The 24,633-nt window shown below is 73.7% G+C and carries 26 protein-coding genes and 1 other RNA gene; 13 read left to right on the forward strand and 14 right to left on the reverse strand.

Annotated elements, in window-relative coordinates; translation table 11 throughout:
* Positions 1-5: 5 nt before the first annotated feature.
* On the reverse strand, positions 6-650 hold the full coding sequence (locus tag ACFRAC_RS15760) for a PhzF family phenazine biosynthesis protein (protein ID WP_382924448.1): 645 nt from the start codon (positions 648-650) through the stop codon (positions 6-8).
* Between the two features lie 385 nt (positions 651-1,035).
* Here ACFRAC_RS15760 and efeO point away from each other — a divergent pair, with 385 nt between their 5' ends.
* The 4 genes from efeO to ACFRAC_RS15780 are packed head-to-tail and all read left to right on the forward strand — an operon-like array spanning position 1,036 to position 5,288.
* Positions 1,036-2,190, forward strand: a complete 1,155-nt coding sequence (gene efeO, locus ACFRAC_RS15765) for an iron uptake system protein EfeO (RefSeq protein WP_382924449.1) — start codon at positions 1,036-1,038, stop codon at positions 2,188-2,190.
* Between the two features lie 10 nt (positions 2,191-2,200).
* Complete coding sequence (gene efeB, locus ACFRAC_RS15770) at positions 2,201-3,460, forward strand: iron uptake transporter deferrochelatase/peroxidase subunit (RefSeq protein ID WP_382924450.1); 1,260 nt, start codon at positions 2,201-2,203, stop codon at positions 3,458-3,460.
* Between the two features lie 3 nt (positions 3,461-3,463).
* Positions 3,464-4,336 carry an iron uptake transporter permease EfeU gene (efeU, locus tag ACFRAC_RS15775; RefSeq protein ID WP_382924451.1) on the forward strand — a complete coding sequence of 291 codons (873 nt, stop codon included), beginning with the start codon at positions 3,464-3,466 and terminating at the stop codon, positions 4,334-4,336.
* Positions 4,296-5,288, forward strand: a complete 993-nt coding sequence (locus ACFRAC_RS15780; RefSeq protein WP_382924452.1) for a hypothetical protein — start codon at positions 4,296-4,298, stop codon at positions 5,286-5,288. Before efeU ends, ACFRAC_RS15780 begins: the two co-directional genes overlap by 41 nt.
* Before the next feature lie 13 nt (positions 5,289-5,301).
* Here ACFRAC_RS15780 and ACFRAC_RS15785 read toward each other — a convergent pair whose 3' ends face one another.
* Together ACFRAC_RS15785 and ACFRAC_RS15790 are read right to left on the reverse strand one after the other, a co-directional pair.
* Entirely contained in the window at positions 5,302-6,033 is a 732-nt protein-coding gene (locus ACFRAC_RS15785; RefSeq protein ID WP_382924453.1) for a bifunctional DNA primase/polymerase, read from the reverse strand.
* A 152-nt stretch (positions 6,034-6,185) separates the two neighbouring features.
* A complete protein-coding gene (locus ACFRAC_RS15790; RefSeq protein ID WP_382924454.1) occupies positions 6,186-6,821 on the reverse strand; it encodes a TetR/AcrR family transcriptional regulator in 636 nt (211 codons plus the stop codon).
* Between the two features lie 113 nt (positions 6,822-6,934).
* Between ACFRAC_RS15790 and ACFRAC_RS15795 the strand changes: the two genes are divergently transcribed.
* Positions 6,935-7,129 carry a DUF6243 family protein gene (locus ACFRAC_RS15795; RefSeq protein WP_382924455.1) on the forward strand — a complete coding sequence of 65 codons (195 nt, stop codon included), beginning with the start codon at positions 6,935-6,937 and terminating at the stop codon, positions 7,127-7,129.
* Between the two features lie 25 nt (positions 7,130-7,154).
* Here ACFRAC_RS15795 and ACFRAC_RS15800 read toward each other — a convergent pair whose 3' ends face one another.
* Genes ACFRAC_RS15800 through ACFRAC_RS15810 form a run of 3 tightly spaced genes read right to left on the reverse strand, consistent with a single transcriptional unit; the run spans position 7,155 to position 10,680 of the window.
* Positions 7,155-8,159 (reverse strand): small ribosomal subunit Rsm22 family protein, encoded by a 1,005-nt coding sequence (locus tag ACFRAC_RS15800; RefSeq protein ID WP_382924456.1) that lies wholly within the window; start codon positions 8,157-8,159, stop codon positions 7,155-7,157.
* Between the two features lie 50 nt (positions 8,160-8,209).
* The gene (locus tag ACFRAC_RS15805) at positions 8,210-9,325 is read right to left on the reverse strand and encodes a serine hydrolase domain-containing protein (protein ID WP_382924533.1); all 1,116 of its coding nucleotides are present in this window, start codon (positions 9,323-9,325) and stop codon (positions 8,210-8,212) included.
* 11 nt (positions 9,326-9,336) lie between these two features.
* Positions 9,337-10,680: a multidrug effflux MFS transporter gene (locus tag ACFRAC_RS15810; RefSeq protein WP_382924457.1), complete on the reverse strand. Its 1,344-nt coding sequence runs from the start codon at positions 10,678-10,680 to the stop codon at positions 9,337-9,339.
* A gap of 66 nt (positions 10,681-10,746) precedes the next feature.
* On the opposite strand from ACFRAC_RS15810, the gene ACFRAC_RS15815 reads away from it, so the two are divergent.
* Positions 10,747-11,802 carry a Gfo/Idh/MocA family protein gene (locus ACFRAC_RS15815; protein ID WP_382924458.1) on the forward strand — a complete coding sequence of 352 codons (1,056 nt, stop codon included), beginning with the start codon at positions 10,747-10,749 and terminating at the stop codon, positions 11,800-11,802.
* On the opposite strand, the gene ACFRAC_RS15820 is transcribed toward ACFRAC_RS15815, so the two are convergent.
* Positions 11,789-13,426: an alkaline phosphatase D family protein gene (locus ACFRAC_RS15820; RefSeq protein WP_382924459.1), complete on the reverse strand. Its 1,638-nt coding sequence runs from the start codon at positions 13,424-13,426 to the stop codon at positions 11,789-11,791. The two genes, ACFRAC_RS15815 and ACFRAC_RS15820, sit on opposite strands and share 14 nt — an antisense overlap.
* A gap of 134 nt (positions 13,427-13,560) precedes the next feature.
* On the opposite strand from ACFRAC_RS15820, the gene ACFRAC_RS15825 reads away from it, so the two are divergent.
* The gene (locus tag ACFRAC_RS15825) at positions 13,561-14,325 is read left to right on the forward strand and encodes an SDR family oxidoreductase (RefSeq protein WP_382924460.1); all 765 of its coding nucleotides are present in this window, start codon (positions 13,561-13,563) and stop codon (positions 14,323-14,325) included.
* Positions 14,326-14,588: 263 nt separating this feature from the next.
* On the opposite strand, the gene ACFRAC_RS15830 is transcribed toward ACFRAC_RS15825, so the two are convergent.
* Positions 14,589-14,915, reverse strand: coding sequence for a nuclear transport factor 2 family protein (locus ACFRAC_RS15830; RefSeq protein ID WP_382924461.1), 327 nt, complete (start codon positions 14,913-14,915; stop codon positions 14,589-14,591).
* 78 nt (positions 14,916-14,993) lie between these two features.
* Here ACFRAC_RS15830 and ACFRAC_RS15835 point away from each other — a divergent pair, with 78 nt between their 5' ends.
* Both ACFRAC_RS15835 and ACFRAC_RS15840 read left to right on the forward strand, forming a co-directional pair.
* Positions 14,994-15,605 carry a DoxX family protein gene (locus ACFRAC_RS15835; protein WP_382924462.1) on the forward strand — a complete coding sequence of 204 codons (612 nt, stop codon included), beginning with the start codon at positions 14,994-14,996 and terminating at the stop codon, positions 15,603-15,605.
* Between the two features lie 42 nt (positions 15,606-15,647).
* Positions 15,648-15,986: a MazG-like family protein gene (locus ACFRAC_RS15840; protein WP_382924463.1), complete on the forward strand. Its 339-nt coding sequence runs from the start codon at positions 15,648-15,650 to the stop codon at positions 15,984-15,986.
* A 356-nt stretch (positions 15,987-16,342) separates the two neighbouring features.
* On the opposite strand, the gene ACFRAC_RS15845 is transcribed toward ACFRAC_RS15840, so the two are convergent.
* Both ACFRAC_RS15845 and rnpB read right to left on the reverse strand, forming a co-directional pair.
* A complete protein-coding gene (locus tag ACFRAC_RS15845; protein ID WP_382924464.1) occupies positions 16,343-16,642 on the reverse strand; it encodes an esterase/lipase family protein in 300 nt (99 codons plus the stop codon).
* Between the two features lie 119 nt (positions 16,643-16,761).
* An RNA gene (gene rnpB / locus ACFRAC_RS15850) (RNase P RNA component class A) lies at positions 16,762-17,165 on the reverse strand.
* Between the two features lie 153 nt (positions 17,166-17,318).
* On the opposite strand from rnpB, the gene ACFRAC_RS15855 reads away from it, so the two are divergent.
* Together ACFRAC_RS15855 and ACFRAC_RS15860 are read left to right on the forward strand one after the other, a co-directional pair.
* The gene (locus tag ACFRAC_RS15855; protein WP_382924465.1) at positions 17,319-18,071 is read left to right on the forward strand and encodes a MerR family transcriptional regulator; all 753 of its coding nucleotides are present in this window, start codon (positions 17,319-17,321) and stop codon (positions 18,069-18,071) included.
* Entirely contained in the window at positions 18,068-18,688 is a 621-nt protein-coding gene (locus tag ACFRAC_RS15860; protein ID WP_382924466.1) for a hypothetical protein, read from the forward strand. The genes ACFRAC_RS15855 and ACFRAC_RS15860 overlap by 4 nt, the downstream gene beginning before the upstream one ends.
* A 44-nt stretch (positions 18,689-18,732) precedes the next feature.
* Here the strand turns inward: ACFRAC_RS15860 and ACFRAC_RS15865 are convergent, their stop codons facing one another.
* Positions 18,733-20,169, reverse strand: coding sequence for an RNB domain-containing ribonuclease (locus tag ACFRAC_RS15865; protein ID WP_382924467.1), 1,437 nt, complete (start codon positions 20,167-20,169; stop codon positions 18,733-18,735).
* Between the two features lie 72 nt (positions 20,170-20,241).
* On the opposite strand from ACFRAC_RS15865, the gene yaaA reads away from it, so the two are divergent.
* Both yaaA and eda read left to right on the forward strand, forming a co-directional pair.
* Positions 20,242-21,024 carry a peroxide stress protein YaaA gene (gene yaaA, locus ACFRAC_RS15870; RefSeq protein WP_382924468.1) on the forward strand — a complete coding sequence of 261 codons (783 nt, stop codon included), beginning with the start codon at positions 20,242-20,244 and terminating at the stop codon, positions 21,022-21,024.
* 119 nt (positions 21,025-21,143) lie between these two features.
* Positions 21,144-21,776 carry a bifunctional 4-hydroxy-2-oxoglutarate aldolase/2-dehydro-3-deoxy-phosphogluconate aldolase gene (gene eda, locus ACFRAC_RS15875; protein WP_382924469.1) on the forward strand — a complete coding sequence of 211 codons (633 nt, stop codon included), beginning with the start codon at positions 21,144-21,146 and terminating at the stop codon, positions 21,774-21,776.
* On the opposite strand, the gene ACFRAC_RS15880 is transcribed toward eda, so the two are convergent.
* From ACFRAC_RS15880 to ACFRAC_RS15890, 3 genes are read right to left on the reverse strand one after another with little or no spacing between them, the layout of a single operon-like run.
* Complete coding sequence (locus tag ACFRAC_RS15880; protein ID WP_382924470.1) at positions 21,759-22,964, reverse strand: bifunctional RNase H/acid phosphatase; 1,206 nt, start codon at positions 22,962-22,964, stop codon at positions 21,759-21,761. The two genes, eda and ACFRAC_RS15880, sit on opposite strands and share 18 nt — an antisense overlap.
* An 11-nt stretch (positions 22,965-22,975) precedes the next feature.
* Positions 22,976-23,719 carry a zinc ribbon domain-containing protein gene (locus ACFRAC_RS15885; protein WP_382924534.1) on the reverse strand — a complete coding sequence of 248 codons (744 nt, stop codon included), beginning with the start codon at positions 23,717-23,719 and terminating at the stop codon, positions 22,976-22,978.
* On the reverse strand, positions 23,716-24,570 hold the full coding sequence (locus tag ACFRAC_RS15890) for a Nif3-like dinuclear metal center hexameric protein (protein WP_382924471.1): 855 nt from the start codon (positions 24,568-24,570) through the stop codon (positions 23,716-23,718). Before ACFRAC_RS15890 ends, ACFRAC_RS15885 begins: the two co-directional genes overlap by 4 nt.
* Positions 24,571-24,633 lie beyond the last annotated feature (63 nt).

A 24,633-nucleotide genomic window follows, 5' to 3' on the forward strand; every position in this document is an offset into this window, starting at 1 on the left:
TCGGGTCAGCGTTCCAGGACGACCCGGCCTCCCAGCTCGACCCAGCCCCCCGGCTGGGGTGCGGTCAGCAGCTGGGAGCCGGCGCCCTGGGTGATGTTGAGGGCGCGGCCCAGGCGATGGGTGAGCTGCATCGCCGCCGCGCCCGTCGCCTCGTCCTCCTCGATGCCGTCCCCCCGGCCGGGGAAGCCGCGGGCGCGGATCCGCCCGGCGGCCTCGTCCTCCCAGGCCCACGCGTAGATCCACTCCCCCGGCGGCGGCACCTCCAGGTCGTCGACCTGGGCGGCGGAGCCGTACTGCCGCAGCGTGCGCGGCGGGGCCCACTCGGGGCGGGCCTCGATCCAGCAGAACTCCCCGTCGATCCGGGTGCCGACGACCCCGGCGGGCGTGACCAGTTCGGGCACGTCCAGCAGCCAGGCGGCGCCGACGCAGGGATATCCGGCGAAGGGCAGCCGGGTGGACGGCGTGTAGATGTCGACGACCCCGCGCTCGGGGTCGTCCACGAACACGGTCTCGCTGAACCCGAGTTTCCCGGCCAGCGCCTGCCGGTCCCGGCCGTCCGGGAGCACCGAGCCGTCGCGCACGACACCGAGTTCGTTGCCGTATCCGCCCCTGGGGCCGCAGAACACGCGGAGGACGTCGTAGTCAGTCACCAGGGCATTGAAGCATCGCCGCGCACGCCGGACGCCGGGCGCCCGCCGGGGGTGGGGTGCCGGCGCCCGTCGGGGGCTCGCGGCGGCGTACGCGCACCGGGTGGCGATCCCGCACTGCGACCGGGCCGCGGGCTGCGGGACCCGCGGAGGTGTTCGCCGAGGAGCCCCTGTAGGAGGTCCACGACCGGCCGGTCGACGTGCTGTCGCATCCTCGAACGGGAACCGCCCCGGTGACGCCCCGCCGGAACCTTTGACTTTCCCTTGACCTTTCCATGGAGACGTTTTTAGCCACTTAGGTAATCCTTAGGTTCGTTAGGTGAGCCTCACCTTGCTGGGCTGTGAGGCACGTCATGCGTCCTTTCCGGCCACCCTCTTTGGAGCTTTCATGCGACCCGCCCGACTCCCCGCCGTCGCCGCCACCGCCGTGGCGGCCCTGGCCGCCGTCACCGGGTGCACCGAGAAAGGCAGCACGGCCGGGTCCGACCAGGTCGTCCGGGTGACCTCGACGGACGACAAGTGCGAGGTGTCGAAGAAGGAGTTCCCGGCCGGGCACATCGCGCTCGCCGTGGAGAACAAGGGCTCCAAGGTCACCGAGGTCTACGTCCTCTTCCCCGACGACCGCATCGTCACCGAGCGCGAGAACATAGGCCCCGGCACCAGGCAGACCGTCACCGCCGAGGTGAAGGCCGGTGATTACACCATCGTCTGCAAGCCCGGCATGAAGGGCGACGGCATCCGTCAGTCCGTCAAGGCCACCGGCGGCGGTTCGGCCGCCCAGCGCGACCCCCGCCTGGACAAGGCCGTGGCCGCCTACCGCGAGTACGCCCAGCAGCAGGCCGACGAGACGCTGCCGCTCGCCGAGAAGTTCGCCGCGGCCGTCACGTCCGGGGACGTCGAGGCCGCGAAGAAGGCGTACGCCCCGTCCCGCCTCGGCTGGGAGCGCACCGAGCCGGTCGCGGAGTCCTTCGGCGACATCGACCCGAAGGTCGACGTCCGCGAGGACGGCCTGGAGGACGGCCAGGACCCGGCGGCCGACTGGACCGGCTGGCACCGGCTGGAGAAGTCGCTGTGGAAGGACAAGAAGATCGGCGACCGGGAGAAGGAGCTCGCCGGCCTGCTGATCAAGGATCTGAAGGACTGGCAGAACCGGGTCGGCAAGGCCGAGATCACCCCGACCTCCATGGCCAACGGCGCCAAGGAACTCCTCGACGAGGTCGCCACCGGCAAGGTCACCGGCGAGGAGGAGCGCTACTCGCACACCGACCTGGTCGACTTCAAGGCCAACGTCGAGGGCGCGCAGAAGGCGTACGAGCTGCTGAAGCCCGTCGCCCGGGCCAACGAGCCGGCGCTCGTCACCGAGCTGGACAAGCAGTTCGCCGCCCTGAACGGCCTGCTGGACACGTACCGCGCCGACAAGGAGTCGTACGAGTTCACCTCCTACGACAAGGTCGGCGACGCCGACCGCAAGCAGCTCTCGGACGGGGTCAACGCCCTGGCGGAGCCGCTGTCCAAGCTCGCCGCCGCCGTCGTCGTCAAGTAGGGGCGCCGTCATGACGGAACCGTCCGAGAAGACCACCTCCCGGCGCGCGCTGCTCGGCTGGGGCGGCGCCGGGCTCGCGCTCGGCGCCGTCGCGGCCGGCGGTGCCGTCGCGGCGACCCGGCCCGGCGACGACGCCGAGCCGGCCGCGACCGACACCGGAGCCGCGGTCCCCTTCCACGGGCAGCGGCAGGCCGGCATCGCCACCCCGGTCCAGGACCGGCTCCACTTCGCCGCGTTCGACGTGCGGACCGAGGACCGGGACGCGTTCGTCGGGATGCTGAAGGAGTGGACGGAGGCCGCGCGCCGGATGACCGCGGGGCACGCGGTCGGCGACGGCGCGTACGGCGGTCTCGCCGAGGCCCCGCCGGACGACACCGGGGAGGCGCTGGGCCTGAAGCCGTCCCGGCTCACGCTGACGATCGGGTTCGGGCCGTCGTTCTTCGAGAAGTTCGGGGAGCGGTTCGGCATCGCGGACGCGCGCCCCGAAGCCCTCGCCGAGCTGCCGCAGTTCGCGGGCGACAACCTGGACCGCGCCCGCAGCGGCGGCGACCTGTGCGTCCAGGCGTGCGCGGACGACCCGCAGGTCGCCGTGCACGCCATCCGCAACCTGGCCCGCATCGGGTTCGGCAAGGTCGTGGTGCGCTGGTCGCAGCTCGGCTTCGGCAAGACCTCGTCGACGACGCCCGACGCGCAGACCCCGCGCAACCTGTTCGGCTTCAAGGACGGCACCCGCAACATCGCGGGCACCGAGACCGACCGCCTGGAGAAGTTCGTGTGGGTCGGCGAGAAGGACGGACCGCGGTGGATGGCCGGCGGCTCCTACCTCGTCGCCCGGCGCATCCGCATGCACATCGAGACCTGGGACCGCACCTCCCTGCAGGAGCAGGAGGACGTCTTCGGCCGGGACAAGGGCGAGGGCGCACCGGTGGGCAAGGCGAAGGAACGCGACGAGCCGTTCCTGAAGGCGATGCTGCCCGACGCGCACGTACGGCTCGCGCACCCCGGCTCCAACGGCGGCGCGACGATCCTGCGCCGCGGCTACTCCTTCACGGACGGCACCGACGGCCTCGGCCGTCTGGACGCGGGCCTGTTCTTCCTCGCCTACCAGCGTGACCCGCGCACCGGGTTCATCCGCATTCAGCGCAACCTGGCCAAGGACGCGCTCAACGAATACATCCAGCACGTGGGTTCGGCGTTGTTCGCCATCCCGCCGGGCGTCCGCGACAAGGACGACTGGTGGGGCAGCACGCTGTTCGGCAAGGAGGCGTGAGGCGTGTTCTCCAACTACCTGATCGGTCTGCGCGAGGGGCTCGAGGCCAGCCTCGTCGTCTGCATCCTCATCGCCTACCTGGTGAAGACCGGGCGCAGGGACGCCCTGCGGCCCGTCTGGGCCGGCATCGGCGTCGCGGTCGCCCTCGCGCTGGGCTTCGGCTCCGCGCTCGAATTCGGCTCGCAGGAGCTGACGTTCGAGGCGCAGGAGGCGCTGGGCGGCTCCCTGTCGGTCCTCGCGGTCGCCCTGGTGACGTGGATGGTCTTCTGGATGCGGCGCACCGCCCGGCATCTGCGGAGCGAGCTGCACGGCAAGCTGGACGCGGCCCTGCGGATGGGCACGGGCGCCCTGGTCGCCACCGCGTTCCTGGCCGTCGGCCGGGAGGGCCTGGAGACGGCCCTGTTCGTGTGGGCGTCGGTGCGGGCGGCCGGGGACGGCACCCCGCGCCCGCTGGCCGGTGTCGCGCTCGGCATCGCCACGGCCATCCTGCTGGGCTGGCTGTTCTACCGCGGGGCCCTGCGCATCAACCTCGCCAAGTTCTTCACCTGGACCGGCGGCATGCTGGTGGTCGTCGCCGCGGGCGTGCTCGCGTACGGCATGCACGACCTGCAGGAGGCGCGCTGGCTGCCGGGGCTGGGCGACAAGGCGTTCGACATCAGCGACACCGTCGATCCGTCCAGCTGGTACGGCACCCTGCTGAAGGGTGTGTTCAACTTCCAGCCGGACCCGACCGTCCTCCAGGTCACGGTGTGGCTGCTGTACCTCATCCCGACGCTCGCGCTGTTCCTCGCCCCGGTAGGGTTCGCCTCCGGGAAGGGGAAGGTGAAGGAACCGGATGAGCAGGGATCGCGGCCCTCGAAGGCTCCGCAGGCTTGACCGGAGCGCGCTGATTGCGGCCTCCTTGACCGCTTTGTCGTTGATGGCGAGCGGATGTGTGGTGGTCCACGGGGAGAAGGAGGCCCTTCCCTCGGCGACCAAGGCGGAGGCGGCGAAGGCACTGAAGGAGTTCACCACCGCGTACAACGCGGCGGACAAGGCCTACGACAGCGCCCTGGACGCCGGCCGGGTCACGGGCGCCCTGGGCGCGATCGACGCGGCACGGCTGAAGGCGGGCCGGGCGACGAACCCCGGCGGCAACCCGTCGCACAGCCCGCTGGAGCTGTCGGACACCAGGTTCGCCATCCCCAAGAAGGCGGGCTGGCCCCGCTGGTTCGTCGCCGACGCGGCCGCCAACAAGGGCGGCCGGGCACGCTGGGTCTTCGTGTTCACCCGGCACGACCTGGACCGGCCGTGGAAGGCCGCGTATCTGACGCTGATGGCCCCCGGGGACGTGCCCGAGTTCAAGACGGACGCGGACGGCTTCGCGGAGGCCGTCCCGGCGGACTCGCGCCAACTGGCCGTGCCGCCCGGGGACCTGAGCGAGCGGTACGTGTCCTACCTGAAGGACGGCGGGGACGCCTTCGCGGCCGGCGGCCAGACCAGCGGGTGGCGGGAGGTACGCAGGAAGCAGGCCGAACGCCCGGGTCTGGTCCGGCAGTTCATCGACGAGCCGCTGACGAACGGCGACTTCGCCCCGCTCGCGCTGCGTACGGCCGACGGGGGCGCGCTGGCGTTCTTCGCCTCGCGTCACTTCGAGAAGCAGACGGCGGCGCCGGGCGCGTCCGTGCCGGTCCCGGGCAAGTCGGTGCAGGCCCTGACGGAGGGCGAGATCAAGCAGTCGCTGACGCTGGAGTTCGTCTCCAACGAGGTGGCGCTGGTCCCGAAGGGCTCGGGCAAGGTGGACGTCCTGGGCCGTATCCAGGGCATGACGGCCGCGAAGGGCGAGTAGCCCCCCGGCCGGGTCAGTGGCTCAGGGGCCAGGACGCGGAGATGTGGTCGGGCTCCTCGCCGACATGGCGGGCGCAGGCGTCGGTGAGGACCTCGAGGATGCTGAGCGGGTCGGGCAGCGGGTGCTCGGGGCCGCGCACCCAGTGCACGGACTGGCCGTCGCCGGGCAGCCGGGAGGGCGGCATGAGGACGTAGGAGCCGCGGCAGTGCCAGCGCAGTCCCGGGTGCTCGTCCATGGTCTCGGGGTGGCAGTCCAGCTCGCAGGGCCACCACTCGTCCTCGTCCTCGGGGGTGCCCCGGGTGAGGGTGAAGAACAGCAGTCGCCCGTCGCCGCTCTCGGCGACCGGCCCGACCTCGATACCGGCGGCGAGCAGCCGCTCCAGCGCCTCGCGACCGGGTTCGAGGGGTACGTCCAGGACGTCGTGGACCATGCCGGTCGCGGTGATGAAGTTGGCCTGCGGATGGTGGCGGGCCCAGCGCTCGATCTGGCCGCGGTCGGTGGTGGACTGCGTCTGCCAGGCGAAGGACATCGGGTGCCGGGCGGGGGTGGGACAGCCGACGCGGTCGCAGGAGCAGCGGTATCCGGCCGGGTGCGCGGCGGGCGCGAGGGGCAGTCCCGCCGCGGCGGCGGCGAGCAGCAGGGTCTCCCGGCCGCCGTCGTCGGCGGTGTCCTTCGGGCGGCGACCTCGCAGCCACTGGGAGAGCTTGCCCTGAAGGCCGGACCGGCCGCCCAACTCCGCGCTCATCTATCCCCTCGCCTCGCTGTCGTGCGGACCAGCATGCCCTATGGTCCCACCACCGTGCGCCCCGGGGGGCCGTAGCGGACAAGCGGGCCAGGTGGGGCGAGCCACGCACAATGCCGTGATCAGGGGTAATGGGGTCGTGGATACGTTTTTCGTCACGGCGTCGAGCGCGGGGCGATGCCGTACAGCGCGTAGTCGACCAGGGTGTCCGTGTAGTCGTGGGAGATCGGGCCGGTGTACTGGAGCCAGCGCTGGGCCAGCGGCGAGACGAAGAGCTCCAGCGCGATGCGCGGGTCGACGTCGGGGCGCACCTGGCCGGCCTCCTGGGCGGAGCGCAGCCGCTCGACGTAGAGCTGGAGGGAGGGTTCCAGCAGCTTGGCCACGTACTGGCGGCCCAGCTCCTCGTTGACCAGGCCCTCGGCGGCCAGCGCGCGGGAGGGCGCGTCGAAGCGGGGGTCCTGGAGCTCGTCGACGGTGGCGCGCAGGACCGCCTTAAGGTCGGCGGCGAGGTCGCCGGTGTCGGGGAAGGTGTACGGCTGTTCCCCGGCCTCCCGCGCGGAGCGCTCGGCGAGGTCGAGGAACGCCTCCATCAGCACCTCCGCCTTGGAGGGCCACCAGCGGTAGATCGTCTGCTTGCCGACGCCGGCCCGGGCGGCGATGCCCTCGATGGTGGTGCGGGGGTAGCCGACCTCCGCGACCAGGGCGAGGGCGGAGTCGTAGATGGCCCGCCGGGACCGCTCGCTGCGGCGGCCGGCGTTGGGGGCGGGCGGGGCGGGTTCACGTGCTGGCATGGCCTGAACTTATCAGTTGACAAGACGCTGCGTCTCGCCAGATCCTGAGGCGGTCAGGAAGCGAGACGATACGTCTCGTTCAGCTCGATGGCCAGAACGAAGGGAGCCTCACCATGACGCGAGGCGGAGCCGGAGACATGCTGGGCGTCGGCGGGACGCGCCGTCACCTCGGCCGTACGGCGCTGCGCGGCGGCGCCCGGAGCGGCCGCGTCGGCGGCGGGACCGACCCGGCGGCGCAGAAGCAGGAGCTGCTGCGCCGGCTGCGGGAGAGGCGGGCCGAGGAGGCCCGGACGGAGGAGGCCTCCTAGGAGGCCCGGACGTCGAGGGGGCCTCCTAGGAGGCCTCCCCGGCGGGGGCCGGCGGCCAGGCGTCGCCCCAGTCCGTGTCGCGGGCCGCCCGGTAGAGGTCCCCGTGGCGCTTGGTGACCGTGACCCGGCGCAGCGCCGGCTCGGTCTCGCACAGGTCGAGCAGGACCTGCCCCTTGCGGATCTGGGGCCTGCGCACGACCCGGGCGGGGGCCGGCTCGGCCGGCAGCCGGGTGGCGGCGACATAGCTGAACTTCTCGTCCTCGTAGGCGAGGGAGCCGCCCTTGATCTGGCGGTGCAGCGAGGAGCGAGGGACCCGCGCCGAGAAGTGGCACCAGTCCGTGCCGGGCGCGATGGGGCAGGCGGCGCTGTGCGGGCAGGGCGCGGCGACGCGGAACCCGGCGGCGATCAGCCGGTCACGGGCCTCGATGACGCGGGCGTAGCCGTCCGGGGTGCCCGGTTCGACGATCACGACGGTCCGCGCGGCGTCCGCGACGGTGTCGACGAGGGTGCCCCGGTCGGCGGCGGTGAGCTCGTTGAGGACGTAGGAGACGGTGACGAGGTCGGCGGCGTCGAGGGTGAGTCCCGCGCCGATCCGGGCGCGCTGCCAGCGGGCCCCGCGCAGCACCGGGTCGGTCTCGGCGATCTCCCGGCCGACGGCCAGGGCGGGCTCCGCCCAGTCCAGCACGGTGACCTCGCGCCGGCCGGGCCAGGTCGCGGCGACCGCCCAGGTCGCCGCCCCGGTCCCGCCGCCGACGTCGATGTGCCGCTCCGGCGCCCAGCCGGGCACGGTCCGCGCGAACGCCTCCAGGGCGGAGCGGACGGCCGCGTAGGTGGCGGGCATCCGGTACGCGGCGTAGGCGGCCACGTCGGCGCGGTCCCGCAGGATGGGGCTGTCGGTCGGGGTGGCGCCCCGGTACGCGGAGATCAGCCGCTCGACGGCCTGCGCGGCCCGGCGCGGCGGAAGCCCGTCGAGCAGGGCGGCGAGAGCCGCGCGCAGGGTCTCGGCGGACGGGGGGACAGCGGCGTTCACCCGGAGATTCTACGAGGCCCCGGACGGCCCTCCGTCCCTGGGGAGGCCCCTTACCGGCCCCGCAGGGCCCGGGCCACCCGGGTGCCCGCCGCCGCCCTCGGGCCGCTGTCGGGGCGCCCGCGGCGCGGGTGGACGGTGTTCGCCAGCAGGATCAGGAAGGTGTCCCTGGCCGGGTCGAGCACCAGCGACGTGCCCGTGAAGCCGGTGTGGCCGGCCGCGCCCCGCCCGGCCAGCTCCCCCATGAACCACGGCTGGTCGACCGCGAAGCCCAGGCCGGGCGGCGTCAGCAGCAGCTCCACGAAGTCGGGGCCGAGGACGCGGGCGGGCCCGTAGGCGCCGCCGGACAGCAGGGCACGGCAGAAGACGGCGAGGTCGCGGCCCGTCGAGAACAGGCCGGCGTGCCCGGCGACCCCGCCCAGCGCCCAGGCGTTCTCGTCGTGGACGACGCCCCGCAGCATCCCCCGGTCGGCCTTCGCCCAGGGCCGCCGCTGGTCCTCGGTCGCGGCGGCGCCCGGGCAGGGGCCGAACCGGGTCGCGGTCATCCCCAGCGGGCGGGTGATGCCGTCGTGGACCAGGACGTCGAGCGGGCGGCCCGTGACGCGTTCCAGGACGTGCTGGAGCAGCAGCATGTTCAGGTCGGAGTAGCAGTACGTGCCGGGCACCCCGATGGGCGCCTCGGCGCGCAGCCGGTCCAGGCGCTCCGCGTCGTCCGCGCAGTCGTACAGCGGCAGTTCGGGGCGCAGCCCGGAGGTGTGGGTGAGCAGCTGCCGCACGGTGACGTCGTGCCGTGCGGCGGCCCGGAAGTCCGGCAGGTACGCCCCGACGCGCGCGTCGATGCCGAGCGTGCCGCGCTCGATCTGCTGAACGGCGGCGACCGAGGTGAATAGCTTGGTGAGGGAGGCCAGGTCGAACGGGGTGGCGGTGGTCACCGGCACCCGGGCCCCGGCGGGCAGTTCGACGCCGGAGTCGGTGTCCTCGTCGTAGGACGCGTAGCGCACCGCCCAGCCGGCCGCCTCCTCGACGGCCAGGTAGGGGCCCCGCCCGACGGCCAGCACCGTCCCGGCGGCCCAGGGGCGCGGGCCGGTGGTGAGGTCGCGGACCTCGCTGACGAGCTGTCGGATCTCCTCGGGGTCGAGTCCGGCCCTCTCCGGTGCGTCCCCGCGCAGTCTCGGCGCGCTCAGCTGTCCTCCCCCGTGCTCGCGGCCGCGCCGGGGGCGGGGGGAGCCCCGTCCCGTGCGCCCGTACCTGGTGGTGTCCTCCAGGGACGGCACATTCCCATGAAGCAGGCGAGCGCCACCAGGCCCGCGGCCAGTTGGACGACCGCCATCGGGACGGCGGTGTCCTCCCCGGCGACGCCCACCAGGGGCGAGGCGACCGCGCCGATGAGGAAGGAGGAGGTGCCGAGGAGCGCGGAGGCGGAGCCCGCGGAACGCTTGGTGCGCTGCAGCGCGAGCGCCTGCGTGTTGGGCATCGTGACGCCCATCGCGGACATCAGCACGAACAGCGCCGCGGCCACGGGGGCGAGCCCGGTCTCGCCGAAGACGCCCAGGGACATCAGCAGCAGCGCGGTGGCCGCGAGGACGACGACCCCGAGGCCGATCCCGAGCACCCGGTCCAGGCTGACCCGGCCCACCAGCACCTTGCCGTTGAGCTGGCCGACGGCCACGAGTCCGACCGAGTTGAGCCCGAACAGCAGGCTGAACGTCTGCGGCGAGGCGCCGTGGATCTCCTGGATCACGAAGGGCGAGGCGGAGATGTAGGCGAACAGCGCGGCGAAGGCGAAGCCGCCGGTGAGCGCGTACCCGGTGAAGGCGCGGTCGGCGAGCAGCCCGCGCATCGCGCGCAGGGTCTCGCCGACGCCTCCGGCGTGCCGCTCCTGTCCCGGCAGGGTCTCGGGGAGCCGGAACCAGACGAGGGCAACCAGCAGCACCCCGACCACGGTGAGGACGACGAACACGCCCCGCCAGTCCGTCACCCTCAGGATCTGCCCGCCGATGAGCGGGGCCACGATCGGGGCGACGCCGGAGATCAGCATGAGGGTGGAGAAGAAACGGGCCATGGCCACGCCGTCGTGGAGGTCGCGGACGACCGCCCGCGCGATGACGATGCCGGCCGCCCCGGCGAGGCCCTGGGCGAGCCGGCAGGCGACCAGCGCCTCCACGGTGGGCGCGAACGCGCAGAGCGCGGTGGCGACGACGTACACGGCGAGACCCGCGAGCAGCGGGCGTCTGCGGCCCCAGCGGTCGCTCATCGGGCCGACCAGCAGCTGCCCGAGCGCCATGCCGGCCAGGCACGCGGTGAGCGTGAGCTGGACGGTGGCGGCGGGCGCGTGCAGCGAGCGGGTGACCTCCGGGAGCGCCGGGAGGTACATGTCCATCGCGAGCGGGGGCGTCGCCGTCAGCCCGCCCAGGACGAACGTGACGAGCAGGCCGGTGCGGCGCTGTGCCGCGACGCCTGATCGCCGCACGGGCGGCGCCGGCCGCGCCGTGTCCCCCCGTGCCGGTCCCCCACGGTCGCTCATGAGCCCCTCCCTCTCCGAGTGATCCGCCCTCTATGCTCTCAGCTCGAACAGAGTGCCGATGGTCACATGAGCGAGGGGCGGGCCGCAGTGGCGGAACAGAGCGTGCGGTGGGGGATCCTGGCGACCGGCGGGATCGCGGCCGCCTTCACGGCGGACCTGGTGGACCTGCCGGACGCCGAGGTGGTCGCGGTCGCGTCGCGGACCCGGGCCTCGGCCGACGCCTTCGCCGAGCGCTTCGGCATCCCGCGCGCCTACGGCGACTGGGCGTCCCTCGCGCGGGACGAGGACATCGATGTCGTGTACGTCGCCACCCCGCACGCGGCGCACCGCGAGGCGGCCGGGCTGTGCCTGGAGGCGGGCCGCAACGTCCTCTGCGAGAAGGCGTTCACGCTGAACGCCCGCGAGGCCGGGGAACTGGTGGCGCTGGCCAAGGAGCGCGGCAGCTTCCTCATGGAGGCGATGTGGATGTACTGCAACCCGCTCGTGCGGCGCCTGAAGGCCCTGGTCGACGACGGCGCCATCGGCGAGGTCCGGCACGTCCAGGCCGACTTCGGCCTGGCGGGCCCGTTCCCGCCCGCGCACCGGCTGCGCGACCCGGCGCAGGGCGGCGGCGCCCTGCTGGACCTCGGCGTGTACCCGGTGTCCTTCGCCCAGTTGCTGCTCGGGGAGCCGTCGGACGTGACGGCCCGCGCGACGCTGTCCCCGGAGGGCGTCGACCTGCAGACCGGCGCCCTGCTGTCGTGGGACGGCGGCGCGCTCGCCTCCCTGCACTGCTCGATCGCGGGCGGTACGCCGACCGTGGCGTCCGTGACCGGTTCCGCGGGCCGCATCGACGTGCCGGAGGGCTTCTTCCACCCGGAGCGTTTCGTGCTGCACCGCGACGGCCGCGGCCCCGAGGAGTTCACGGCCGACCCGGCGGACGGGCCCCGCACCAGCTTGCGGCACGAGGCGACCGAGGTGATGCGGGCCCTGCGCGCCGGGGAGACCGAGTCCCCGCTGGTGCCATTGGAGGGCACCCTCGCCGTGATGCGGACGCTCGACGCCATCCGGGACCGCGTGGGCGTCCGCTACCCCGGCGAGACCCCCGAGGAGGACCGGGCGCCCGCGCTCACGCCGGCGTGAGCCCCTGGTTCCCGACCTCGGTGACGAAGGACGCGGCCGTCGTGACCGGCGCCCCCCGCGTGGTCACGTACGGCACGGTCCGGAAGTCGGCCCGCGCCAGCCGCTCCCCCAGCGCGACCCGCACATAGCCGCGCCGGCCGTTGTAGAACCGCAGGTGCGGGTTGGCCGCCATGTACGTGTCCCAGTTGGCGGGCCTGTCGGTGCCGTCCCGGCCGCTGGCGATGGACGTCGCCACGATCTCCGTGCCCAGGGTGGCGGACGCGGCGTCGTCGAAGTCGTCCTTGATGTCGAAGGCGTAGCCGACGTGGACGTCCCCGGTGAGCACCATGAGGTTCTCGACGCCGGCGGCCTTCGCGCCGTCCAGCACCCGGCGCCGCGAGGCGCGGTAGCCGTCCCAGGCGTCCATGGACACCCGTGACGGCTCGGTCAGGTCGAACTTGCGCTGGGAGAACGTCACCTGCTGCGGCACGACGTTCCACAGGGCCGTGGAGGCGCGCCAGCCGTCGAGCAGCCACCGCTCCTGCGGGGCGCCGGTCATCGTGCGCGCCGGGTCGTCGATCTCCGGTCCGGGGATCTGGGAGCCGTCGCCGTACGCCTGGTTGGAGCGGTACTGCCGGGTGTCGAGGACGTCGAGCTGGGCGAGCCGGCCCCAGTGCAGCCGCCGGTAGAGCTGCATGTCGGGGCCGGTGGGCCGCTGCGGCAGGCGCAGGGGCTGGTTCTCCCAGTAGGCGCGGTACGCGGAGGCCCGGCGCAGCAGGAACTCGGCGGGTGGGACGCTGTTCTCCGGGGTGTCGTTCGCGTAGTTGTTCTCGGTCTCGTGGTCATCCCAGGTGACGACGAAGGGGTGCGCGGCGTGCGCGGCCCTGAGGTCCGGGTCGGACTTGAACAGGGCGTAGCGCAGCCGGTAGTCCTCCAGGGTCACGGTCTCCCGGTTGAACACGGCGGGCAGTGTGCGGTCGGTGTAGTTGCGGTAGCCGCCGGCGGAGTTGACGGCGTACTCGTACAGGTAGTCGCCGAGGTGCAGGACGACGTCCACGTCGTCCTGCGCGAGATGCCGGTACGCCGTGTAGTAGCCGTCGGCGTACGCCTGGCAGGAGACGGCGGCGAAGGTCAGCGCGGTCGTCGCCGAGGCCGCGGGGGCGGTGCGGGTGCGGCCGGTCTCGCTGATCCAGCCGCCGGTGCGGAAGCGGTAGTGGTATACGCGGCCGGCCTGGAGGCCGGGGACGTCGACGTGGACGGAGTGGTGGTACTCGGGGTGGGCGACGGTCTCGCCGCTCGCGGCGACCTGCGTGAACGCCTCGTCGTGCGCCACCTCCCATCGCACGGCGACCGGCTCCGCGGGCATCCCGCCGTCCGCCTGGAACGGCACGGGCGCCAGCCGGGTCCACAGGACCACCGAGTCGGGCAGCGGGTCGCCGGAGGCGATGCCGAGGGTGAAGGGGTCGTCGGCGATCCGGCGGGCGCCGCGCGCGGCCGCGCTCGCGGCGACCGGGGCGGGCAGCTGCACGGAGAAGGCCAGCGCGGCGGCCGCGCCGGTGAGGGTCAGAAAACGGCGGCGGCCGATGTGCCGGGCCGCCGCGCGCAGTTCGGGGCCGTGCTGGGACAGGTGTGTCGTGGTGGTCATCCGGTCCTCCCCTGCCCGATGGAGGCACGGGGTGTGGGGGCGGACCGGGACGACACGGGCTTGGCGCGTACACAACACCCGGATGGCGGACAGCCGAGTTCCGAATGGCGGACCGTCCCCTACGCTGCCGCTCCATGGACGACAAGCAGACGGGGACGAGGATCGCCGTGGTGACCGGCGCCGGCTCGGGCATCGGCCGCGCGGTCGCCGTGGAACTGCTGCGCGCTGGCTGGTCGGTGGCGCTGGCCGGGCGGCGCGTGGAGACGCTTCAGGAGACGGCGGGGCTGGCGCCGGAGGGCGCCTCGCTCACCGTACGGACGGACGTGGCGCGGCAGGAGGACGTCACCGCGCTGTTCGCCGCCGCGGTGGAGCGGTTCGGGCGGGTGGACCTGCTGTTCAACAACGCGGGCACGTTCGGCCCCGGCGGGGTGCCGGTCGAGGAACTGCCGTACGACGCCTGGCGGCACGTGGTGGACACCAACCTCAACGGGGCGTTCCTGTGCGCGCAGGCGGCGTACCGGCAGATGAAGGAGCAGGACCCGCAGGGCGGCCGGATCATCAACAACGGCTCCGTCTCGGCCCACACACCCCGGCCGCACTCGGTGGCCTACACGGCGACCAAGCACGCGCTGACCGGGCTGACGAAGTCGCTGTCGCTGGACGGGCGGCCGTACGGGATCGCGGTGGGGCAGATCGACATCGGCAACGCGGCGACCGACATGACGGCCCGCATGCGGCAGGGCGCCCTCCAGGCGGACGGCTCCGTGGTGCCGGAGCCGGTCATGGACGTGGCCGACGTGGCCCGCACGGTGCGGCACATGGCGGAGCTCCCGTTGGCCGCCAACGTCCAGTTCGCGACGGTCCTCGCGACGGCGATGCCGTACGTGGGACGCGGCTGAGGCGCCGCCCCCTTCACAATGTGCACAACTGGAATCTGTAATTCCGTCACATCACCCCCGGTGTGCGGCTTATGCTGAGATCCTCCTGCACGAGAGCTTCACATTCGGAGCAGCAGGGTTCGCATGCCATACCGAGGGGGACGCGGCAGCCGTTCCACCGCACCGGGGTGGGGGTGGACCTCGCGTGGGACCGCGAGGGACGCACCGGTGGGTGGAACGGCTGCCGTGCATGTACGGGGTGCCGCGGATCGGTCCAGGGCCGCTCAGGCCTGCCCGGTCTCGAAGCGGGAGATCCGGCCGTCGTCCTCGACCTCGAAGTGCCAGCGGGTACGCATCTCGCCATAGGTGTCGTTGCGGTACGAGGCGACGAGATCGCGGCCCTGGTTCGACTCGTTGTCGACCTTCAGGTGCCCGCGGGAGGAGAAGATCTCCCGGTCCACCCAGTCGGTCAGATCTCGGTCGGTGCCGTCGTCGGCCATGGTCGCGCCGGGCGCGAGCACACTCATGAAGCCCTCGCGGTCGTGGGCGTTGACCGCCGCGACGAAGGCACGGACCGTGGGGTCGCTGAGCTTGGACGTCTGAATGGTCATACCGGCAGCCTCACACCGGCCCCACCGGCCCGCCACCCTAACGGCGCCGAGACAGGGCAGGCGGGTGTCCCGGGTGTCATGGTGAATACGCGGGAGGGGATCTGTCCTTGCCGACCTGTTCCAGGAGTCGCTGTGAGTGCTTTCAACCGACACGATCTGGGCCTGCTGCTGCTCCGGCTGGGAGCCGGCGGCGTCCTGATGGCGCACGGCACGCAGAAGTTGTTCGGCTGGTTCGGCGGCCACGGCATCGAGGGCACCGGCCAGTTCATGGAGTCGGTCGGCTACAAGCCGGGCAAGGCGAGCGCGACCGCGGCCGGCCTCGCGGAGACCGGCGGCGGCGCCCTGCTGGCCCTGGGCCTCGCCACCCCCGCCGCGGGCGCGGCGGCGGCCGGCGCCATGGCGGGGGCGGCCGCGGTGCACGCCCCGAACGGCTTCTTCAACCAGGAGGGCGGCTACGAGCACGCCGCCATCCTCGGCCTCACCGCGGCCAGCCTCGCGATCACCGGCCCCGGCCGGCTCTCCCTCGACCACGCGCTCGGCCACGTCCTGGACCGCGGCTGGATGGTCCCCACGGCCCTCGGTGTGACGGCGGCGGCGACCGCGCTGGTGGTGGGCGCCCGCAACCGGCGGCTGGACCGCCCGGACAAGGACGGCGAACTCGCGGACCAGGAAGCACTGTTCGAGGAGTGAGCGCGACCCGGGGCACACCCGCCCTGTGCCAAGCTGCCCCGCATGACGACTGACAAGGCCGCCGCCGACCCGTGGAAAGCCGTCGACGCCCTGTGGGCATGGCTGGAGAAGGACCGGCCGCTCGGCGGTACGGAGGGCCTGCTGCTGCGGATGCTGAAGCTGTCGGAGGAGGTCGGCGAGGTCGCGCAGGCCGTCATCGGGGCGACCGGCCAGAACCCGCGCAAGGGCGTCACCCACACCTGGGACGACGTGCAGTCGGAGCTCTGCGACGTGGTCATCACGGCCATGGTCGCCCTGCGCACGCTGACACCGGACGCGCGCGAGGTCTTCGAGCGGCACCTGGCGCGGGTGGCGCAGCGGTCGCTGGGGCCGGGGTCGTAGGGGCTCAGGCCTGTTCAGGTCCAGGAGTGGTGCACAGAGCCCACGACGGAGGCCCGGGCTCTGTTCAGCAGAGGCGCGGGCTCCGCTCAGGTCCAGGGCGTGGCGACGAGCCGGATGCGGGCGCCGTCGCCGACCAGGGGGACGGTGCTCCCGGGCAGCGGGATGTGCGCGACCCAGCGGCCGGGGGCGGGGTCCTCGTCGGAGCGTGGAGTCCCGGCGACGCGATGGTCGCGGATGGCGCCCTCGATCTCCGAAGACAGAAGACCCGCTCCAGCGGGAGCGCGCCGGGCCCCTGGGGCATCCGGCGGCGTCCCACCCCTCGGGCGGGCCGCCGGGGTCGAACTCGACCTGTGGGGTCAGGTACTCGTACATCCGCCGCAGCCCGAAGATGTCGGCGCCCTGGAGCCCGACGGCGTCCCGGATCCGCTCCAGCCACCCACCGCCGACGTCGAGGCGATACCGCCGTGCGGGGTGCCGTAGGTGAACAGCTTGCCGATGCACTCGGCGGCGTCACGCCCTCGGTCGGGCAGCACCTTCTGCAGCAGGCACCGGCAGATCAGCCCGCCCATGGAGTGGGCCACGAGGTGGACGGCCGGGGCGCCGGTCTTCTCCCTCAGCCGGTCGACGAGGCCGAGCAGATCGATGACGGTGATCAATAGAAGGGCACCTGTCGTTCCGCGAACGGCCGAGACCTCTCCACTTCCAGGACGAGGGCTGTTCGTTCCGGAAGCGGCGGTCCACAGAGCGCGACGCACCCCGAGGCCGCAGAAAGCGGCAGACGAGCCGGGCTGTACGCCGGGTTCTGTTCCCCGGTTCCCTCGCGGGAGCCGGGGCGACGGCCATCCATCTAGGGCCGGTGTTGCCACCGGCCTCGTGCGGTCTACCCGCGGACTCGGGCGGGCAGCCCTCGATCGTCCGCGCAGAGCGCCTGTTACAGCGCTCCTCTTGACCTTGCTCCGGGTGGGGTTTACCTAGCTGCCTGAGTCACCCCAGGCACTGGTGGTCTCTTACACCACCGTTTCACCCTTACCCGGCACCTGAGTGCCGGGCGGTTTGCTTTCTGTGGCACTGTCCCGCGGGTCACCCCGGGTGGCCGTTAGCCACCACCCTGCCCTGTGGAGCCCGGACGTTCCTCGGGAAGCCCCCTGAGGGACTTCACGCGGCCGCCCGCCCGGCTCGTCTGCCGTATCGGCCATGGTACCGGCCGGAAGGGGGCGGCCGTCGCCGGGCGGGGTCGGAGGAGGTCGGTCGTCGAGCAGGAGGTCCGAGCGAAGTCGGCCCCGGCCCGCCGTCGCTTGACCTTGCCGCGACGTCAACGTCTGTACTGGTCCCATGCGGATCGGAGAACTCGCCGCCGCGGTCGGGGTCACCACGCGGACCGTGCGGCACTACCACCATCAGGGGCTGTTGCCCGAGCCGGAGCGGCGCGCCAACGGGTACCGGGAGTACACCCTGCGGCACGCCGTCGTGCTGGCGCGGATCCGGCGGCTGACGGAGCTGGGGCTGGGGCTCACGGAGGTGCGGGACGTGCTGGCCGAGGACGCGGGGAAGGACCTCGTCGAGGTGCTGGGCGAGCTCGACGCGGACCTCGCTCGGCAGGAGGCGGCCGTCCGGGAGCGGCGGGCACGGCTGAGGGCCCTCTTGGACATGGAGGACGGGCTGCCCGCCGAGGGGCCGGTGTCGCCCCGGCTGGCGGCGCTCTTCCGTGACATGGCCCAGGTGACCGACTCGCCGATGGCGGCCAAGGACCGGGAGTTGCTCGCCCTCATCGAGACGGCGGCCGGTCCCGAGGCCGGTGAGCGGGTCGTGGCCGCGCTGGGCGAGGCGTTCGCCGTGCCGGGCGGGCAGGAGCGGGCCGTCGCCGCGTACGCCCTGCTCGACGGCATCGCCGACGCCGATCCGGCCGATCCCCGGGTGGACGAGGCGGCGCGTGCCCTCGCGGACTGCCTGCCCCGTGAGGTGCTGCCCGAGGCGTTCGAGGTGGATTCCGGCGACAGCTTTCTGCGGGCCTTCTACGCCGACTTCCCGCCGGCTCAGGCCGAGGCCGTCCGCCGGGCGCTGGCGATGATCGGGGAGCGGGAGTGAGGGCCGTGCTCGCCCTGGTCCGGCATGAGCTGCGGTTGCTGGCCTGCATCGGGCTGTGGGTGGCACGGCGGCGGCAGGGGGTCCGCGGCGGGGTGGCGTTCCCGTACGCGCGGGGGCAGGGGGCGATGATGCTCGGCTTCGGGTTCGTGATCGTGATCGAGTCGGTCATGATGTCCCTGCTGCTGCGGGGCCATCCGGTCGTGCGGGGGGTGTGGTTCGCGATGGACGTGTACACCCTGCTGCTCGTCCTCGGGATGCACGCCGCGTCCGTCGTACGCCCTCACGTGCTCATGCCGGACGCGCTGCGGGTCCGGCGGGCCGCGCACGTCGATCTGCGGATACCGGTCGCGACCGTCGCACGGGTACGGCGTGAGCTGCGGACCACCCATGCGGGGGCCGAGGGCGAGCTGGATCTGGCCGTCGGCGCGCAGACCACCGTGACGGTGGAGCTCGCGGAGCCCGTCGTGCACGCCGGTCTCCTCGGGCGGCGGCGGGAGGTGCGGGTGGTCCGGTTCCACGCCGAGGACGCCGACGGTCTCGTCACCGCCCTCACGCGGGCACGAAACGCACCTCCGCCGTCGCCGGTTCGCGGAGCGGGAGCGGAACCCGGCCGATGACCGCCGGGGTCCGCAGTTGGGCCCCCGCCCTCGCACCGGCTCCCTCACACCGGTTCGAAGCGCACCTTCGCCGTCGCCGGATCCGCCTGGGTGAGGCGGACGCGGAGGGGGTCTCCCAGGGGCAGCGGGGACCGGCCGTCGACGCGGCCGATGACCGCCGGGGTGCGGAGCTGGACCACGCCGGTCGTGGGGCGGTGGTCGTCCACGTCGATCACGTGGCCGTCGAACTCCTCCCCCACCCGGTCCTTCAGCACCGCCGCCTCCACGAGGTCGACGCACTCCCGCTCGACCGTACCCGCGCGCCCCGCGCCCTCGGCCATCCGGGCGGGCAGGGCGTCGAGGGCGGCCAGGACCCAGTCGGGAACGGGCTGTCCGGCGGTGGCCGCGAGGCAGATCTCGGCGGCGTACCGGTCCACGAGGCGGCGCAGCGGGGCCGTGCAGTGGGCGTAGGGGGCGGCCACGGCGGCGTGGGTGGTGAGGGCGGGCAGGTCGCCGTCGCGGAACGGGGTGTAGCCGGCGCCCCGCAGCAGGGTCGTGCACTCCTGGAGGAAGGCCGCGTGGTGCGGCGGGTGCAGGTCGAGGGAGCGGACGAGCGCGGCGTACGACATGTGGTGCGGCCAGTCGATGCCCAGGGCGCGGGCGGTGCGGCGCAGCCGGCCGACCGCACCGTCGGGGGCGGCGGGCAGGGTGCGCAGGATCCCGGTGCCGTGGGTCAGCATCAGGTCGGCGGCGGCCATGCCGGTGAGCAGGGAGAGCTGGGCGTTCCAGCCGTCGGCGGGGTGGGGCGCGCGGTAGGCGAGCTCGTAGGAGTGGTCGTGCTCGACGATCTCCTGTTCGGGGACGTTCAGGGAGATCCCGCCGCGTTCCGCCTCCAGGCGCTCCCGCAGTTCCCCGATCTCCTTCAGCAGGGCGAGCGGTTCCTCGGCGGTGCCCGCGTCGATCTGCCGCTGCGCGCCCGCGTAGTCCAGCTGGGCCCGGCTGCGCACCAGGGCGCGGTGGACGTCGACGGCGACCGTACGGCCGTCCGCGTCGAGGTCGGTGGTCCACAGCACGGCGGGGCGGTCCCGGCCGGGCAGCAGGCTGGCGGCGTCCTCGCTGAGCTGCCCGGGGTGCAGCGGGATACGGGTGTCCGGGAAGAAGAGGGTCGTCACGCGCCGGTGCGCCTCCTGGTCGAGCGCGCCCGACGGTACGACGAAGGCGGCGACGTCGGCGATGGCGTACCGGACGCGGTAGCCGGTGCCCCGCCGGGACAGGTGCAGGGCCTGGTCGAGGTCGGTGGAGCCGGGCGGGTCGATGGTGAGGAAGGGGATGTCGGTGGCGTCGCGCGTGGGGAGGACGGGGGCCTTCGCGGCGCGTTCGGCCTCGGCCAGGACCTCGGGCGGGAAGCTCGCGGGGACGTCGAGCCGGTCGCGCAGCGCGGTGAGGGCGGCACGCAGGGGGGCCTCGGGGGCGCCGGTCACGCGGATGTGGCGGCGGGGCATGAGTCGAGCGTAGGGCGAGGGGGGCGGGTGGGCACGCCGTACCCTGAGCGGGGTTCGATCGAAGGAGTGTCTGTGCTTGTCCTGCTGCCGCCGTCCGAAGGCAAGGCCGCGTCCGGCCGGGGTGCGCCGCTGAAGCCGGAGTCGCTGTCCCTGCCGGGGCTGGGGGCGGCACGGGAGGCCGTGCTGACCGAGCTGGTCGACCTGTGCACGGGCGACGAGGACAAGGCGCGGGACGTGCTCGGGCTCAGCGAGGGGCTGCGCGGCGAGGTCGCGAAGAACGCCGGGCTGCGGACGGCGGGGGCCCGGCCCGCCGGGGAGATCTACACCGGGGTGCTCTACGACGCGCTGGGCCTCGCGTCCCTGGACGCGGCGGCGAAGCGGCGGGCGGCCCGGTCGCTGCTGGTGTTCTCGGGACTGTGGGGTGCCGTCCGGGTGACCGACCGCATCCCCTCCTACCGGTGCTCGATGGGCGTGAGGCTGCCCGGGCTGGGCGCGCTCGCGGGGCACTGGCGGGCGCCGATGGCCGAGGTGCTGCCCGAGGCCGCCGGGGACGGGCTGGTGCTGGATCTGCGGTCGGCGGCGTACGCGGCGGCGTGGAAGCCGAAGGGGGAGGTGGCCGGGCGGACGGCGACGGTCCGGGTGCTGCACGCGCCGACGCGGAAGGTCGTCAGCCACTTCAACAAGGCGACGAAGGGCCGGATCGTGCGGAGCCTGCTGACGGACGGGGCCGCGCCCAAGGGCCCGGCCGAGCTGGTCGAGGCGCTGCGGGACCTCGGGTACGAGGTGGAGGCCGGGGCGCCGGCCGGGGCCGGGAGGCCCTGGGCGCTGGACGTGCTGGTGGACGAGGTCCACTAGCCCCCACCGACACCCCACCAGCCCCCACCGACAGCCCGCCGGCCCGCACCGACAGCCCGCCATTGCACAGGGCGCAACGGGCTTTGCGCACACTGCTTCGCGTCGGCAGGATGTGCGCCATGACATCGGTCCTGGATCTCGCGCCCGTCGTCCCCGTGGTCGTGGTGGACGACCCCTCCGACGCCGTACCGCTGGCCCGGGCGCTGGTCGCGGGCGGGCTGCGCGCGATCGAGGTGACCCTGCGGACCCCGGCCGCGCTCGGCGCGATCCGGGCGGTCGCGGACGCCGTGCCGGACGCCGTGGTCGGGGCCGGCACGGTGCTCACGCCCGAGCAGGTGACGCGGTCGGTGGAGGCGGGGGCGCGGTTCCTGGTCAGCCCCGGCTGGACGGACGCCCTGCTCGACGCCATGCGGGCGTCCGGGGTGCCGTATCTGCCGGGGGTGTCGACCGCGTCGGAGGTCGTGGCGCTGCTGGAGCGCGGGGTGCGGGAGCTGAAGTTCTTCCCGGCCGAGGCGGCGGGCGGCACGGCGTACCTCAGGTCGCTGTACGGGCCGCTGCCCCAGGTGCGGTTCTGCCCGACGGGCGGCATCGGCCCCGGTTCGGCTCCGGAGTATCTCGCCCTGCCCAATGTGGCCTGCGTGGGCGGAAGCTGGATGCTCCCGGCGGACGCGGTGGCCGCCCGGGACTGGGGGCGGGTCGAGACGCTGGCCCGCGAGGCGGCCGGTCTCGGCCGGTCACCCGCGCAGGTGTGAGGTGTCGTTGAAGAGCCGCAGGCTCGCGTTGCCGTCCGCGTAGTACGCGATCGCGGACAGCGAGGCCGCGGACAGCTCCATGCGGAACAGGGACTTCGGCGGTGCGTCCAGGGCCAGGCGTACGAGTGTCTTGATCGGGGTGACGTGGGTGACGAGCAGGACCGTGCGGCCCGCGTACGCCGCGATCAGCCTGTCGCGGGTGGCGGCGACCCGGTCCGCGGTCGCCGCGAAGCTCTCGCCGCCGCCGGTGGGGCGGGCCTGCGGGTCGGCCAGCCAGGCGGTCAGGTCGTCGGGGTACCGCTCGCGGACCTCGCCGAAGGTGAGCCCTTCCCAGGCGCCGAAGTCGGTCTCGCGCAGGCCCTCGTCGACGGCGACCTCCAGACCGAGGCGGCCCGCGACGATCTCGGCGGTCTCCCGGGTGCGGGCGAGCGGCGAGGCCACGACGGCCTGGACGGTGCCCCGCCGGGCGAGGGCGGCGCCCACGCGCTCGGCCTGCTCCCGGCCGACGGCGGACAGGGCCGGGTCGGTGCCGCCGCTGCCCGAGAACCGCTTCTGCGGGGTGAGGGGAGTCTCGCCGTGCCGGAGCAGCACGAAGGTGGTGGGCGCGCCCATGTCGGCGGGGGCCCAGCCGGCCGAGGGCGCGGCAGTCATAGGGGCGTGCCCGGCAGCCGTACCGGTCCCGGCATCGGAGCCCGTGTCACCGCCGCCCAGCCCGGCGGCGGCCTTCGCGTCGGCCGCCTCCAGCTCCGCCGTGGAGTCCTGCGCGCTCCACTGCTCCCCGCGCCTGCCCGCGTCCATCGCCTCATTGGCGAGCCGGTCGGCGTGCTTGTTCTGCTCGCGCGGGATCCACTCGTACGTCACCTGGCCGGGCGGGAAGATCCGCGCCGCCTCGAAGGCCAGCGGCTTCAGGTCGGGATGCTTGATCTTCCAGCGGCCCGACATCTGCTCGATGACGAGCTTGGAGTCCATGCGGACGTGGACCTTGGCGGCCGGGTCCAGGTCGTGCGCGGCGCGCAGCCCGGCCAGCAGGCCCCGGTACTCGGCGACGTTGTTGGTGGCGATGCCGATGTACTCGGCGCGCTCGGCCAGGGTCTGGCCCGTGACCGCGTCGATCACGACCGCGCCGTAGCCCGCGGGCCCCGGGTTGCCCCGTGACCCGCCGTCGGCCTCGACGATGAGCTCCCGCACGGCTCCGGCTCCTAGAGGCCGGACTCGGCCGTGCGGACCAGGATGCGGCGGCAGTTCTCGCAGCGCACCACGGTGTCGGGGGCGGCCCCGCGGATCTCGTTGAGCTCGGTGATGGCGAGCTCCTGGCGGCAGCCCTGGCAGGTGCGCTGGTACAGCTTGGCCGCGCCGACGCCGCCCTGCTGCTCGCGCAGCTTCTCGTAGAGCTTCAGCAGGTCGGCCGGGACGGCGGCGGCGACGACCTCGCGCTCCTTCGTCACCGTGGCCACCTCGGCGTCGATCTCCTCGAACGCGGCGTCCCGGCGGGCGATGGCGTCGTCGACCTTGCCCTGCACGGAGCCGACGCGCTCGGTCAGCTCGGCGACCCGCTCCTGCGCGGACTCGCGGCGCTCCATGACCTCCAGGACGACGTCCTCGAGGTCGCCCTGACGCTTGGCGAGGGAGACGATCTCCCGCTGGAGGTTCTCCAGGTCCTTCGGGGAGGTGACGGCACCGGAGTCCAGGCGCTGCTGGTCGCGGGCGGCGCGCTGGCGCACCTGGTCCACGTCCTGCTCGGCCTTGGTCTGCTCGCGGGCGCAGTCGCTCTCCTCGGTCTGCGCGGCCACGAGCAGGTCGCGCAGCTGGGTGTGGTCCTTGGTGAGGGACTCGATATCGGCGTGCTCGGGCAGCGACTTCCGCCGGTGTGCGAGTTGCTGGAGTCGGACGTCGAGGTCCTGGACGTCCAGGAGGCGGATCTGGTCGGCGGACGCGGCGTTCAGTTGGGGGCTCCCGTGGAATCGGTGGTGGTGGACGCCGCGTGGGCGGTCCAGGGGTCGGTGACCGTCGCGGAGACGTGGACGCGCAGGCCCCATCCGTGACGGTCGGAGATCTCGTCGAGCTGGGCTGCGGCCAGCTCGCACCAGGGCCACTCGGTGGCCCAGTGCGCCGCGTCGAGCAGCGCGAGAGGACTGTGGGCGACCGCTTCGGACGCCGGGTGGTGGCGCAGGTCGGCCGTGAGGAAGGCGTCGACGCCGGCGGCTCGCACCTGGTCGAAGAGGCTGTCGCCGGAACCGCCGCTGACGGCGATCGTGCGGACGACGGCCTCCGGGTCGCCGGCGACGCGGATGCCCTGCGCGGTGGCGGGCAGCCGCTCGGCGGCGCGGGCGGCCAGGGCGCGCACGGTGAGCGGCTGGTCCAGCTCGCACACGCGGCCGAGGCCCCGGCGGCCCTGCGGGTCGGTCGGGTCGGGCACCAGGGGGCGTACGACGCGCAGGTCCAGGGCTCCGGCGAGGGCGTCGCTCACGCCCGGGTCGGCGGTGTCGGCGTTGGTGTGCGCGACGTGCAGCGCGATGTCGTTCTTGATCAGGGTGTGCACGACGCGGCCCTTGAAGTGGGAGGCCGCGACGGTCGTCGTCCCGCGCAGATAGAGCGGGTGGTGGGTGACCAGCAGGTCGACGCCGAGCTCGACCGCCTCGTCCACGATCTCCTGGACCGGGTCGACGGCGAACAGGACCCGGGAGACCTCCTGGCCGGGGTCGCCCACGACGGTGCCGACCGCGTCCCAGGACTCGGCCCGCTCGGCGGGCCACAGGGTCTCCAGCGCGGCGATGACTTCAGACAGACGGGGCACGAAGGACAGGCTACCTGGCCGTTGTCGGGGGGCGTACCGGCTCCGGGGCGGCCGGTACGGCGT

The sequence above is a fragment of the Streptomyces sp. NPDC056628 genome, assembly GCF_042792555.1.
GTDB lineage: Bacteria > Actinomycetota > Actinomycetes > Streptomycetales > Streptomycetaceae > Streptomyces.

Excerpts from the sequence above, each read along its gene's own strand:
- efeB (WP_382924450.1), top strand. The coding sequence starts at position 2,201 with ATGACGGAACCGTCCGAGAAGACCACCTCCCGGCGCGCGCTGCTCGGC.
- ACFRAC_RS15810 (WP_382924457.1), bottom strand. The coding sequence starts at position 10,680 with ATGAGCGACCGTGGGGGACCGGCACGGGGGGACACGGCGCGGCCGGCG.
- ACFRAC_RS15790 (WP_382924454.1), bottom strand. The coding sequence starts at position 6,821 with ATGCCAGCACGTGAACCCGCCCCGCCCGCCCCCAACGCCGGCCGCCGC.
- ACFRAC_RS15825 (WP_382924460.1), top strand. The coding sequence starts at position 13,561 with ATGGACGACAAGCAGACGGGGACGAGGATCGCCGTGGTGACCGGCGCC.
- ACFRAC_RS15855 (WP_382924465.1), top strand. The coding sequence starts at position 17,319 with ATGCGGATCGGAGAACTCGCCGCCGCGGTCGGGGTCACCACGCGGACC.
- efeO (WP_382924449.1), top strand. The coding sequence starts at position 1,036 with ATGCGACCCGCCCGACTCCCCGCCGTCGCCGCCACCGCCGTGGCGGCC.
- ACFRAC_RS15815 (WP_382924458.1), top strand. The coding sequence starts at position 10,747 with ATGAGCGAGGGGCGGGCCGCAGTGGCGGAACAGAGCGTGCGGTGGGGG.
- ACFRAC_RS15830 (WP_382924461.1), bottom strand. The coding sequence starts at position 14,915 with ATGACCATTCAGACGTCCAAGCTCAGCGACCCCACGGTCCGTGCCTTC.
- ACFRAC_RS15795 (WP_382924455.1), top strand. The coding sequence starts at position 6,935 with ATGACGCGAGGCGGAGCCGGAGACATGCTGGGCGTCGGCGGGACGCGC.
- ACFRAC_RS15785 (WP_382924453.1), bottom strand. The coding sequence starts at position 6,033 with ATGAGCGCGGAGTTGGGCGGCCGGTCCGGCCTTCAGGGCAAGCTCTCC.
- ACFRAC_RS15840 (WP_382924463.1), top strand. The coding sequence starts at position 15,648 with ATGACGACTGACAAGGCCGCCGCCGACCCGTGGAAAGCCGTCGACGCC.
- ACFRAC_RS15835 (WP_382924462.1), top strand. The coding sequence starts at position 14,994 with ATGGTGAATACGCGGGAGGGGATCTGTCCTTGCCGACCTGTTCCAGGA.
- ACFRAC_RS15820 (WP_382924459.1), bottom strand. The coding sequence starts at position 13,426 with ATGACCACCACGACACACCTGTCCCAGCACGGCCCCGAACTGCGCGCG.
- ACFRAC_RS15780 (WP_382924452.1), top strand. The coding sequence starts at position 4,296 with ATGAGCAGGGATCGCGGCCCTCGAAGGCTCCGCAGGCTTGACCGGAGC.
- ACFRAC_RS15865 (WP_382924467.1), bottom strand. The coding sequence starts at position 20,169 with ATGCCCCGCCGCCACATCCGCGTGACCGGCGCCCCCGAGGCCCCCCTG.
- eda (WP_382924469.1), top strand. The coding sequence starts at position 21,144 with ATGACATCGGTCCTGGATCTCGCGCCCGTCGTCCCCGTGGTCGTGGTG.